At 68.4% G+C, this 11412-nt stretch carries 12 protein-coding genes; 2 read left to right on the top strand and 10 right to left on the bottom strand.

The genetic code is table 11. The features are described from left to right. Positions 1-3: 3 nt before the first annotated feature. From AC0IW9_RS11890 to AC0IW9_RS11900, 3 genes are read right to left on the bottom strand one after another with little or no spacing between them, the layout of a single operon-like run. Positions 4-807, bottom strand: a complete 804-nt coding sequence (locus tag AC0IW9_RS11890) for an SDR family NAD(P)-dependent oxidoreductase (RefSeq protein ID WP_471648460.1) — start codon at positions 805-807, stop codon at positions 4-6. After that, positions 804-2204, bottom strand: a complete 1401-nt coding sequence (locus AC0IW9_RS11895) for a cytochrome P450 (protein ID WP_471648461.1) — start codon at positions 2202-2204, stop codon at positions 804-806. The genes AC0IW9_RS11890 and AC0IW9_RS11895 overlap by 4 nt, the downstream gene beginning before the upstream one ends. After that, the gene (locus AC0IW9_RS11900; protein WP_471648462.1) at positions 2201-3262 is read right to left on the bottom strand and encodes an alcohol dehydrogenase; all 1062 of its coding nucleotides are present in this window, start codon (positions 3260-3262) and stop codon (positions 2201-2203) included. Before AC0IW9_RS11900 ends, AC0IW9_RS11895 begins: the two co-directional genes overlap by 4 nt. A 241-nt stretch (positions 3263-3503) precedes the next feature. Here AC0IW9_RS11900 and AC0IW9_RS11905 point away from each other — a divergent pair, with 241 nt between their 5' ends. Next, positions 3504-3950 (top strand): hypothetical protein, encoded by a 447-nt coding sequence (locus AC0IW9_RS11905; protein WP_471648463.1) that lies wholly within the window; start codon positions 3504-3506, stop codon positions 3948-3950. Here the strand turns inward: AC0IW9_RS11905 and AC0IW9_RS11910 are convergent. From AC0IW9_RS11910 to AC0IW9_RS11930, 5 genes are all read right to left on the bottom strand, one after another. Further along, positions 3947-4912: a tripartite tricarboxylate transporter substrate-binding protein gene (locus AC0IW9_RS11910; RefSeq protein ID WP_471648464.1), complete on the bottom strand. Its 966-nt coding sequence runs from the start codon at positions 4910-4912 to the stop codon at positions 3947-3949. The two genes, AC0IW9_RS11905 and AC0IW9_RS11910, sit on opposite strands and share 4 nt — an antisense overlap. Positions 4913-4917: 5 nt before the next feature. Then, positions 4918-5895, bottom strand: coding sequence for a Bug family tripartite tricarboxylate transporter substrate binding protein (locus tag AC0IW9_RS11915; protein ID WP_471648465.1), 978 nt, complete (start codon positions 5893-5895; stop codon positions 4918-4920). A 78-nt stretch (positions 5896-5973) separates the two neighbouring features. Beyond that, a complete protein-coding gene (locus AC0IW9_RS11920; protein ID WP_471648466.1) occupies positions 5974-7077 on the bottom strand; it encodes a toxic anion resistance protein in 1104 nt (367 codons plus the stop codon). Then, entirely contained in the window at positions 7074-7862 is a 789-nt protein-coding gene (locus AC0IW9_RS11925) for a hypothetical protein (protein ID WP_471648467.1), read from the bottom strand. The genes AC0IW9_RS11920 and AC0IW9_RS11925 overlap by 4 nt, the downstream gene beginning before the upstream one ends. Then, a complete protein-coding gene (locus AC0IW9_RS11930) occupies positions 7862-8137 on the bottom strand; it encodes a hypothetical protein (protein WP_471648468.1) in 276 nt (91 codons plus the stop codon). The genes AC0IW9_RS11925 and AC0IW9_RS11930 overlap by 1 nt, the downstream gene beginning before the upstream one ends. A 94-nt stretch (positions 8138-8231) precedes the next feature. Here AC0IW9_RS11930 and AC0IW9_RS11935 point away from each other — a divergent pair, with 94 nt between their 5' ends. Continuing rightward, positions 8232-9161, top strand: a complete 930-nt coding sequence (locus AC0IW9_RS11935) for a 3-hydroxyacyl-CoA dehydrogenase (RefSeq protein ID WP_471648469.1) — start codon at positions 8232-8234, stop codon at positions 9159-9161. 77 nt (positions 9162-9238) lie between these two features. Here the strand turns inward: AC0IW9_RS11935 and AC0IW9_RS11940 are convergent, their stop codons facing one another. Further along, positions 9239-9703 carry a cupin domain-containing protein gene (locus AC0IW9_RS11940; protein WP_471648470.1) on the bottom strand — a complete coding sequence of 155 codons (465 nt, stop codon included), beginning with the start codon at positions 9701-9703 and terminating at the stop codon, positions 9239-9241. A gap of 1510 nt (positions 9704-11213) precedes the next feature. Then, positions 11214-11412 (bottom strand): hypothetical protein (locus AC0IW9_RS11945; protein WP_471648471.1); only part of this gene is annotated, 199 nt, incomplete at its 5' end.

The following is an 11412-nucleotide window of genomic DNA, read 5'->3' on the forward strand; positions in this document are numbered from 1 at the left end:
CGTTCAGGCGGCGGTGAAGCCGCCGTCCACCACCAGCCCGGCGCCATTCATGTAGCCGGCATCGTCCGAGGCCAGGAAGACGATCCCCTTGGCGATGTCGAGCGCGACGCCCAGCCGGCCCCAGGGCACGCTCTCCGCCACGCCCTGGCGCACCGGCGCGGTATCGTTGCTGCCGGTCCGCCGCGCCCGCGCCGCGAAGGTCTGCTCGCCCATCTCGGTCTCGATCACCCCCGGATGGATCGAGTTCACCCGGATCCGGTAGCCCTTCCGGCCGAACTCCAGCGCCGCCGACTTGGTGAAGAGCGTCACGCCCCCCTTGGTCATCGAATAGAGCGGGTCGAGCTGCGAGCCCACCAGCCCGGCGATCGAGGCCAGGTTGACGATGGTGCTGCCATGCTCGGCGCCCTTGGCCGCCTCCCGCAGCGCCGGCACCGCCATGCGGGTGCCGAGGAAGACGCCCGTCATGTTCACCGCCACCAGCCGGTGCCATTCCTCGAGGCTGATCTCCTCGATCGACTTGCCGATGAAGACGCCGGCATTGTTCACCAGCACGTCCAGCTTGCCGAACCGCCCGGTGGCGCGCTCGATCGCCGCCGTCCAATCCGCCTCCCGCGTCACGTCGAGGTGGACGTATTCCGCCTGTCCGCCGGCGGCGCGGATCGCCGCCACGGTCTGCTCCCCCGCCTCGTCCAGCAGGTCGCCGACCACCACCCGGGCGCCGGCCTCGGCCATCCGCCGTGCCGTCTCGCCGCCGATGCCGCGCGCCGCGCCCGAGATCAGCGCGACCTTTCCATCCAGCCTGTTCATGCCTGGCGTCCTTCCCCTCGGATGCATGGTTCCGCATCGCGTTCCAGCAGCATCGGCAGCCGCTCCCCCGGCCGCAAGGTCAGCTTCGCGGTCGGCATGACCACCGCCCCCGGCGCCAGCCGCAGCCGCCCGTCCTGCGCCAGGCTCGCCAGCGCGATCACCGCCTCCGCCAGGCCGAATTGCTGGCCGGTGCAGATGCGCGGCCCGGTGCTGAAGGGGATGTAGCCATGCCGCGGCGGCCGCGGCCGGCCCGGCATGAAACGCTCCGGCACGAAGGCATCCGGCTGCGCCCAGAGCGCCGGCCGCCGGTGCAGCAGCCAGGGGATCGCCACCACCACCGCGCCGCGCCGCACCGGCCGTCCGCCGATGGAATCATCCGCCAGCGCCTGCCGCGACAGGATCGGCACCGGCGGAAACAGCCGCAAGGTTTCCTCCACCACCGCCCGGGTGAAGACCAGCTTCGGCACCTCCGCCAGCCCCGCCGTCCGCCCGCCGAGCACCGCCGCCGCCTCCGCCCGCAGCCGCGCCTCGCTGGCGGAGTCCTGCGACAGCAGGTACCAGGCCCAGGCCAGCAGGTTCGCCGTGGTCTCGTGGCCGGCGATGAACAGCACGATGGCCTCGTTGCGGAAGGCCGCCCGGTCCATCGAACCCGCGCCCGCCTGCAGCATCGCCCGGATCAGCGACTGCTCCCCGGGGGCCGCCGCCAGCACCTCGTCGATCAGCGCATCGACCACCGCATGCATGCGCCGGATCGCCGCCCGCACCCGGCCGCCGCGCCAGCGCGGCAGCCAGTCCGGCAGGCCGAGCAGGGACAGCGGATCGGCGAAGTCGACCACCGCCTGGTACTCGGCGAAGCCGGCGACGATGGCCCCCGCCGCCTGCCGCCCCAGCGCCCGGCCGAACAGGCTGCGGCAGATCATCGCCGCCGCGAGCTGCCCCATCGCCGCCAGCACGTCGACCGGCGTGCCCGCCGGCAGCCGCGCCCACTCCGCCCGCCATTCCGCGACGGTCTCGGTCGCCGGCGGCAGCAGTTCCGCCAGGCGGGAGGCGTGGGTGACGGGGGCCATCAGCCGCCGCCGCTCGCGCCACAGCGCGCCGTCGCTGGCGAACATGCTGTCGCCGACCAGCGGCACCAGGGCGAAGCGGAATTGCGGGCTTTTCCGCTGGAAGACCTCGTGCTTGTCGACGAAGGCTTCCTGCACCGTCGCCGGGCTGTTGACGAGCACGATGTCGCGGCTCAGCACCCGGGTGGTCAGCAGGTCCCGCTCATAGGCGATGCGCGGCAGGACCGAGAGGCTGTTCCGCCGCCCCTCGCGGATCAGCACCCGCCATTGCGGCAGCCGCTCCGGCCTGGGCGGATAAGGCGGGACGAAGGGCTTCGTCCCGCCGCCGCTCACTCCGCGACGAGCACCACGCGGCCGGTGATCTTGCCTTCCTTCAGCCGGTGCAGCACCGCATCGGCATTGCGCTGCGGCGTGTTCTCGACCGGGATGGAGGGGATCAGCCCCTTCTTCGCGATGTCGATCAGCGCCCGCAGCTCCTTCACGTTGCCGACGTAGCTGCCCTGGATGGTCAGCGCCTTGATCGGCATCAGCGGCAGTGGGATCCCCAGCTCGCCGCCGAACAGCCCGACCTGCACCAGCTTGCCGCCCTTGCGCAGCGCATCGAAGGCATAGCGCGCGGTCTGGGTGCCGTTCACCAGGTCCACCACGCCGGCCACCGGCCCGCCGCAGGCCTTGACGATGCGGTCGGTGGTGCCCTCGGCGCCGGCCAGGACGGTATCCGTCGCGCCCTGCGCCTTGGCCGCCGCCAGCTTCTCCTCGCTGACGTCGACCACGCAGATCCGCTTGTGGCCGAGCGCCTTCAGGATGGCGATGGCGTTCAGCCCGAGCCCGCCGGCGCCGACCACCACGATCGGCTCGTCCGGCTCCATCGGCAGCAGCTTGTTGATGGCGGAATAGACCGTGACGCCCGAGCAGGCATAGGTCGCGGCCAGCGAGGGATCGACGCCCTCGATGTCGATCAGGTGCTTCACGTGCGTCGCCAGCACGTGCGTCGCATAGCCGCCGTTCTGGTAGACGCCGAGGCTGCGCCCGTTGAGGCACATGTTCTCCTCGTCGCGCTGGCAGACCGCGCATTTGCCGCAGCCGACCCAGGGAAAGACGACGCGGATGTCGCCGACCTTGCTGCCCTGGTTGGCCGCATCCGGCCCGAGCTTCACCACCCGGCCGACGATCTCGTGGCCCATCGCCAGCGGCAGCTTCACGCCGCGGTCGGTCAGCCGCATCTTGCCGCGGCTGCCGAGGTCGTATTCGCCTTCCCAGATATGCAGGTCGGAATGGCAGACGCCGGCATGCGTCACTTCCAGCAGCACTTCCGCGCCCTTGGGCTCCGGCGTCGGCAGCTCGATTTCCTGCAACGGCTTGCCCGTTTCGACCACGGCCCAGGCGCGCATGACGTATTCTCCCTTGGTAGCGGATAGGGCGCGATGGGACAGCGGACGCGCCGCGCGGTCAAGGCGGCTTGGCGCCGGCCGCCGGACGCTGCGTCCCGGCGTGAAGCGCGGCGCCAATGTCACACCTGCCGGCGCCGCTGCCGCTATTGCCTTTTTTCTGCCAGATTCCGCGTGGCCGCTGCCCGTTAACTGTATACAATCTTCGAGCCGGTGATCCGGCACAGAAGGTCAGGGCCAGTCCATGAAGAACCGCAGCGTGATCGGCCTTTCGGATGACATCACCATCAGCCCGGACAGCTTGCGGATCAGCCTGACCACGGAGGAAGGGCCGCTCGCGCTCGAGCTGCCGCTGCTGCTGGTGGAGAAGCTGCTGCTGAACCTGCGCGGCGCCGCCGACGATGCCCATCGCCTGCGCATCGCGCAGGGCGACCCGCTCGGCGTCGCCGTCACCTCGGCCGACAAGCCGCCGCTGGATACCGCCGGCTGCATGGCGACCGTCGCCAAGGATGGCCGCATCCTGCTGCAGTTCCGCCATGCGCGGGCGGCGGCGACCTCGCTGTTCATCCCGCGCGTCGGCGCGGCGATGCTGGCCCGTGCCCTGTCCGACCTCGGCGGCGCCGCCCAGGACCGCCGGGCCGAGGGGCCGGGCTCCGGCACCGCGGGCCGGAAGGCGACGCGGGACGCCTAGTCCAGCCGGATATTCCGCGCCCGCACGATCGCCCCCCAGGTCTCCACCTGCTGGTCCAGGAAGCCGGCGAATTCCGCCGGGCCGGCGCCACGGATATCCACCCCCTGGCCCTCCACCAGCCGCTGGCGCACCACCGGCTCGGCCAGCGCCGCGGCCAGGGCCGCCTGGAAGCGCGCGACGATCGGCGCCGGCACCGCGGCCGGCGCCAGCATCCCCCAGAAGGCCGCCGCCTCGAATCCCGGGAAGCCCGATTCGGCCACCGTCGGCAGGTCGGGCAGGGAGGCGGAGCGCTGCGCCCCGGTCTGCGCCAGCGCCCGCAGCCGGCTGCCCACCTGGCCGCCGAGCCCGACGCGGGAGGCGATGGCGAGATCGATCTCGCCGGCGATCGCCGCCGTCGCCAGCGGCCCGCCGCCGCGATAGGGCACATGCACCAGGCTGAAGCCGCCGCGCTGCTGCAGCACCTCCATCGTCAGATGCGCCAGGCTGCCGGCGCCGACGGTGCCATAGGTGATGGTATCGGGCTTCGCCCTGGCCGCCGCGGCCACCTCGGCCAGCGTGGTCCAGGGCCGCCCGGCCGGCGCCGTCAGCAGCATCGGCGCCGTCGCCAGCAGCATCACCGGGGCGAAGTCGCGCCGGGCATCGAAGCCGGCATTCGGGTTCAGCGCATTCGCCGTCGCATGGCTGTCGAAGACCAGCACCCAGGTATTGCCATCGGGCGCCGCCCGCGCCGCCGCCTGGGTGCCCAGCGCCCCCGCCGCGCCGGAGCGGTTCTCGACCACGACCGGCACGCCGAGGCTCGCCTGCAGCGACGGCACCAGCAGCCGGGCGATGGTGTCCACGCTGCCGCCGGGCGGGAAGGGGGCGATGATGCGGATCGGCCCCGCCGGCCAGGAGGGGACCTGCCCCTGCGCCCGGGCGATGGCCGGCACGGCGAGGCCGGCCAGCAGGCTGCGACGGAACATCGCGCTCAATCCGGCCGGATGCCGTTGTCGCGCACCACCTTGCCCCAGGTCTCGATCGCCTTGGCCAGGAAGGCGCCGAATTCCGGCCCGCCCTGCGGGTCGAGGTCGACGCCGAGGGTATCGGTCAGCCGCTCCCGCACCATCGGCACGGCCAGCGCGGTGCGCAGCGCCGCCTCGAAGCGCGCCCGGATCGGCGCCGGCGTCCCCGCCGGGGCGAGCACGCCCCAGAAGGCATCGGCGGTCACCGGCACGCCCAGCTCCGCGAGCGTCGGCACGCCGGGCGCGACGCTGGCCCGGCGGGAGCCGGTGCTGACCAGCGGCCGGATCGTCTCCGCCTGGATCTGCGAGGCCAGCACGGTGCCGGTCGCCGTCGGCAGGTCGACCTCGCCCGTGGCGGAAGCCGTCACCAGCGGCCCGCCGCCGCGATAGGGGACATGGACGAAGCTGGTGCCGGTCTCCCGCTCCACCAGCTTCATCGTCAGATGCGCGAGCGAGCCATTGCCGATGGTGCCGTAGCTGATGGTATCCGGCTTCACCTTGGCCGCCGCGGCCAGCTGCGCGAAATCCCGCCAGGGCCGCGACTTGTGCGCGGTGATCAGCATCGGCGCGGTGCCGATCAGCAGCACCGGCGCCAGGTCCTTCTGGGTGTCGAAGCCGAGGTTCGGGATCAGCGCTTGGTTCACCGCATGGGTGTCGAAGACCAGCACCCAGGTATTGCCGTCGGGCGCCGAGCGCGCGACTTCCCGCGTGCCGATCGAGCCCGAGGCGCCGCCCTTGTTGTCCACCACGACGGGCACGCCGAGCGCCGCGCTGAGATGCGGCTGCAGCAGGCGGGAGATGGCATCGACGCTGCCGCCGGGCGGGAAGGGGGCTACCAGCCGGATCGGCCCGCTCGGCCAGGTTGTCTGGGCCAGGGCCGGCAGAGCCAGGGTGGGCGCGGCCAGCACGAGGCCGCTGGCAAGCGCGGCGCGACGCGTGATCATTGGATGGAAGCTCCCGGTTTTCCCGCCCTAGGAGGCGAGGGCGGCCCCGGCGTCAAGGCCCGAAACCGAGAGCACCCCTCAGAAGGGCTTCGCCGGCTCCTGCCCGCGCCCGCCGCTCGCCCGGGCCGCCACCAGCACCCGGCGGATCTCGCCCTCCGCCTTCTCCAGCTCCCTGGTCGCGCTCACCCGCTGCGTCTGGGCCTCGTTGGCGATCCGCAGGCTGTCCTCGATGGTGGCGACGAGCGAGGCATTGGCCTTCTTCACCGCCTCGATGTCGAAGACGCCGCGCTCGATCTGCACCCGCGCCTCGGCATTGCCCTGGCGCAGCCGCTCGGCATTGCCGGTCAGCAACTCATTCGTCAGGTCGGTCGCGTCCTTCAGGCTGCGCCCGGCCTCCCGCATGTTCTGGATCGCCAGCGCCTGGGCCAGCTGCTGTCGCCACAGCGGCACCGTATTGGCGATGACGCTCTGGATCTTCGCCGCCAGCGCCTTGTCGTTCTCCTGGATCAGCCGGATCGAAGGCAGCGCCTGCATCGCCACCTGCCGGGTCAGCCGCAGGTCGTGCACCCGCCGCTCCAGCTCGTCCCGCGCCGTGCGCAGGTCGCGCAGCTTCTGCGCCGCGGTGGAATCACCACCTTCGACCTCCCGCGTCATGGCCGGGATCGCCTCCCCATCCACCCGCTTCAGCACCGTGTCGCCGGCGGCGATGTGGTCGCCCAGCGCATGGAACCACTCGAGCGTCGCGGCATAGAGCCGCTCCAGCTTCTCCACATCCTCCAGCAGCCGGGTGCGGTGCGTGTCGAGCTTGTCGCCCACCGCCTCCACCTGGCCCTTGATCGTCTCGTAGCGCTGCAGGACCTTCGCCGTCTCCGCCCGCGCCTTGCCGAAGAGCCGCGCGAAGAAGCCGACCTTGTCGCCCAGGCCGCGCATGTCGAAGCCGCGCAGCGTGCCGATCAGCGTGGACAGCGTGACGCCCGCCTCGCCCGCCTCGCGGTTCTTGGCGCCTTCCAGCATCGCATCGGCGGCGACCGTCGCGCGGTTCTGCGCCTCCTGCCCGAAGCGCAGGATGCTGGCGGGATCGGCGATGTCGAGCCGCGCCGCCAGCTTCGCCACCTCCGCCTCCCGCGGCGGCAGCACCGGCTCCAAGGCAACCTCGGGCGTCGTCTGGATCGTATTGCTCATCGGTAGCCTTCCTCGCGCAGCCGGTCCGACAGGACCTTCACCTGGATCTCGAGCGCCGCGCTCTCCTCCCGCGACAGCCTCTCCCGCAATTCCCCCGCGGTCCGGGTCAGCTCGTCCAGCAGGGGAGGCAGGCCTTCCGGCGCCGCCGCCCCGGCCTCGAGCCGCGCGGTGATGCGCTCCAACCCGTCCAGATGCACGGCGAGAAAGCGGCGCGCCTGTGGCAGGCGGTCGGGATGCTGGGAGAGGTCGTCCAGCACCCCCTCCATCGCCGCCGCCACGCCGCGCAGCTTCGGGTCCGCCCGCCGCTCCGCCACCGCCTCGATCCGCGCCAGCCGCGCCCGGCTCTCGGCCACCACGCCCGCGGCCCGGTCCGGCGCCGCCGGCACCACCGCGGGTTCCGGCTGCGGCGGCGGCGGGGGCGGCGCCACCTCGGGCAGCGCCTGGTACATCATCCGCGTGCCGAACAGCGCCCCGGCGCCGAAGACGAAGGGCATCACGCTGCCCATCTCCCCCGCCATGCTCGCCGCCAGCCCGGTGCCGACCGCCATCAGCCAGGAGGCGCGCTTCGCATCCCCCGACCGCCCGCGCCGCAGCACCCGCGCCGCCAGCAGGCTCGCCCCGAAGCCCAGCACCGAGCCCAGCGCCGCCCGGTCGTCGTCCCCGATGGCGAAGAGCAAGGCCGAGGGCAGCAGCGGCGAGGCGAAGATCGGCAGCGCCAGGCCCCGCCAGCGCGTCCGCAACCCGACCCAGGCGCCCAGGGCGCCGCGCGCGACCTCCGCCACCATCAGTCGAACAGCCCGGCGAAGCCGCGGAACAGCGCGATCACGCCGACGAGCCAAGTCGAGGCCGTCAGCAGCACGCCACCCCAGGCCCAGACCAGCGGCGTCGTCAGCGGCAGGCCGCCCGCGCCACCCCCCGCACCATCCCCTGGGCCCCCGGCCCGCAACCGTCCGGCCAGGCTGCTCCCCAGCCGGCCGGTGAACCGGCCATCCCCCTCGGCGCCGGGCTGCGGCGCGGCAGGACGGCCCCAAGGACCGCCCGGTGGACTGTCAGCCGTCATCGCATTGCGTTCCATCATCTCAGGCCGTTACATCGCCCCCGGCGGGGCCAGGATCAAGCGGCCGGATGCAACGGAACGCAACGGGGGAACCACAATGGATCACATCGCAGTCGTCGGCGCCGGGCTCATCGGCCGGGCCTGGGCCATGGTCTTCGCCCGCGCCGGCCTGACCGTCTCCCTCTGGGACAAGGCGCCCGGCGTGGCCGACGCCGCCCTCGGCCTCATCGCCGAAAGCCTGGCCGACCTCCATGCCGCCGGCCTCGTCACCGAGGCCCCCGCCGCCATCGCCGCCCGCATCACCGCGGCCGAGACGCTGGAGGCCTGCGTCGCCGGCGCCACCCACGTGCAGGAGAACGGGCCCGAACGCCTCGGCCCCAAGCAGGACCTGTTTGCCGAGCTCGACCGCCTCTGCCCGCCGGAGACCATCCTCGCCTCCTCCACCAGCGGCATCCCGGCCAGCGACTTCACCGGCAATCTGCGCGGCCGCGGCCGCTGCCTGGTCGCCCACCCGGTCAACCCGCCCTACCTCATCCCCCTCGTCGAACTCGTCGGCGCCCCCTGGACCGACCCGGCCGTCATCACCCGCACCCGCGCCCTGATGGACCGCGTCGGCCAGGTCCCGGTGGTGGCGCTGAAGGAGACCCGCGGCTTCGTCCTCAACCGCCTCCAGGCGGCCCTGGTGGCGGAGGCCTTCCGCTTGGTGCGGGACGGGGTGATGTCCCCGGCCGACGTGGACGCCTGCGTGAAGGACGGCCTCGGCCTGCGCTGGTCCTTCATGGGGCCCTTCGAGACCATCGACCTCAACGCCCCCGGCGGCGTGGCGGATTACGTCGAGCGCTTCGGCCCGCTGATGGGCGGCATCACCGAGGAACAGACCCCCTACGACTACGACGCGGCGACCGTGGAGCGGGTGACGGAGGACCGGCGGGCAGCACTGCCGCTGGAGGGGATCGCCGGGCGGAGCGGCTGGCGGGACCGGCGGCTGATGGCGCTGGTGGCGCATAAGAAGGGGCAGGGGGGGTAGGTTTAAGGCCGGGAGGGCGTTGCCCTCCCGGACCCACCCACCAGGCCGGAACCCGGCCTGGACCGGTCCGGGTTCGCTCAGTCGATCGGCGGGCCGAGCAATTCGATCCCGTTCTCGGCGCAGATCTGCGCCAGCCGGGCCTGCATCTCCGGCGTCGGCTCGCGGGGCTCGGGCAGGCTCACCGAGGGGGCGACTACCGAGCAGGCCCGCATCATCGCCTCGAAGCCACCGGTGCTGACGATCAGCACCCGCGCGCCACCCGGCGACAGCACCCGGAACCCGTGCGGGATGCCGCGGGCGAGGTGGACGACATCGCCGGCCTTGGCCTGCCGGATGGTCTCCGCCTGCTTGCAGCGGAGCTCGCCCTCCAGCAGGTAGAAGGTCTCATCCTCCTCGTGGTGCACGTGATAGGGCGGCCCGAAGCCGTGGGGCATCCGGTGCTCGGTGAGGGAGAAGCCACCCGCGTGATCCGCCATGGCGAGATGCACGGTGACATGGCCATTCAGGAACCAGAGGCTTCTGGCGTCGGCAGTCCCAGGCACGGCGTCCTCCTTCGTTGGCTTGCCGAAGCGGACGGTAAATTGGTTTCGTTGGCATGAGAATAGGGGGGTGGGAGGATTGAGGCGTGCTGGCCTCCGGTCGCTTCGTCGATTCTCGCGGCATGGCCGCAACACGAGGGGTAAGTCGCAACACGTCATGGCCGGGCTTGACCCGGGCATCCACCGGGGCAGGGGCAGCCACGGCCAGGAGGGCTTTGCCCTCCCGGACCCACCTACTAGGCCGGAACCCGGCCTGGACCGGTGTTAGTTCGAGTGGTTTATGCTTGAGGACATTTACGGCAAATGCAATTTTTTATTTAAACTTATAGCACTATTAATTTTATTCTAAAAAGCCCAGATGCTATATCTGAAAATGATATTGAGTGCAGAAAAATGCAGTTAAATGAAATAAAATTACTACGATCAGCAAAGTCATTCCATTATTGTATACGTATTTATTTTTTCTGTAGTAACACCAAAAGCCTGGGTTTTAGTTCTCTGCAAATGACAGTTATTTGCAGAGAACTACACGAATGGTGGCGGAAAACGGAAAACGTTTACGCGGCTCTATTAAAAAGATATAAATATTATTTGTCTTAGTGGATATAATGCGATATATATTAATTGTTATCACCGAAGAGGGCTACAATGACCGAGGAAATATTAATTATTCGCTGCAAATATTGCCTGAAACACAGCAAGGTTGTTGTGGTTTCTGGTATTCCTGATACTCATGTTAGGAAAGATGGTTGCTGTCAATGCGGCATAAAGATAATATCAGCCAAATGCTGTTCGATCGATGTGACGCCTAGCTTGGGGCCTATTCGGTTTCCGCCTGAAATACGCAAACGTTTGAAGGATAAGCATCTGCAAAAACCTCTGTTGCGAATTAGGCCCCATTTGAGGCCTCCAAACTCATCCCTAAACACGGATGGCCCTGCACTGAGCATCAGGCTTCATCAAAGAAGACCGAAGTCATCTGGATGACTAATCTATAATTTAGAAGATGCAGGCGATGCAAGTTAATGCATCACAAATTTGTGATGCGTCCGCTTAATAGTCTGCATTTTCCAAATTTGCGTAGCGAAGCGCTTTTTGATTAGAAGTATCATATTGATGACATAACGAAAATGGTATATTGGTAAGCGTAGTTTGGCGGAGAATGCTGCGTTATGAAACATTCCGACGCAAATTTATCTGAGATCTGGGAGCAAAAACTGATACCGGTATTTCTTAGGCGAGGAGGTAAGGGAGAAAAAATTAGATTTCGAGTTCCATACGAGGTCACGAATAGAAACTGGATTAAATCCGATAACAGACTATCACCGGAATGGATTAAGGAAGGAAACTACTGGGAGGTCCCAAAATCTTGGTTCAATGATCTAGTCAATAGGAGCTTACATAAATATGGTAAGGTCTATGTGATACAGCCTTTTCGAGAGATAGAAAAATGCGCCTCTGCTTGTATGAATGCAGTCGGCCATGAGTGTCAATGCTCATGCATGGGCGCAAATCACGGTGTAGGAAATGATGGTAGCTGGTTTGAAGTGTCGGATGCATTTGCGATGCGCTGGCAAAATTTGCATTTGGCTTGTCGTTTAATGTCTAAGAAATAGGTTTTATTCACATTTCCTGTGTCGCTTTTCACATAAAATTTGAATCGGGAATTTGCATGTTGTCTATCGAACCTATCTTCCAATCCGCCGCCGCCG

This window comes from Belnapia sp. AC561, assembly GCF_979252845.1.

Bases quoted from the DNA above. Each gene is read 5' to 3' on its own strand.
- AC0IW9_RS11925 (WP_471648467.1), bottom strand. From the start codon at position 7,862: ATGGTGGCGGAGGTCGCGCGCGGCGCCCTGGGCGCCTGGGTCGGGTTG.
- AC0IW9_RS11900 (WP_471648462.1), bottom strand. From the start codon at position 3,262: ATGCGCGCCTGGGCCGTGGTCGAAACGGGCAAGCCGTTGCAGGAAATC.
- AC0IW9_RS11935 (WP_471648469.1), top strand. From the start codon at position 8,232: ATGGATCACATCGCAGTCGTCGGCGCCGGGCTCATCGGCCGGGCCTGG.
- AC0IW9_RS11930 (WP_471648468.1), bottom strand. From the start codon at position 8,137: ATGACGGCTGACAGTCCACCGGGCGGTCCTTGGGGCCGTCCTGCCGCG.
- AC0IW9_RS11905 (WP_471648463.1), top strand. From the start codon at position 3,504: ATGAAGAACCGCAGCGTGATCGGCCTTTCGGATGACATCACCATCAGC.
- AC0IW9_RS11910 (WP_471648464.1), bottom strand. From the start codon at position 4,912: ATGTTCCGTCGCAGCCTGCTGGCCGGCCTCGCCGTGCCGGCCATCGCC.
- AC0IW9_RS11890 (WP_471648460.1), bottom strand. From the start codon at position 807: ATGAACAGGCTGGATGGAAAGGTCGCGCTGATCTCGGGCGCGGCGCGC.
- AC0IW9_RS11920 (WP_471648466.1), bottom strand. From the start codon at position 7,077: ATGAGCAATACGATCCAGACGACGCCCGAGGTTGCCTTGGAGCCGGTG.
- AC0IW9_RS11915 (WP_471648465.1), bottom strand. From the start codon at position 5,895: ATGATCACGCGTCGCGCCGCGCTTGCCAGCGGCCTCGTGCTGGCCGCG.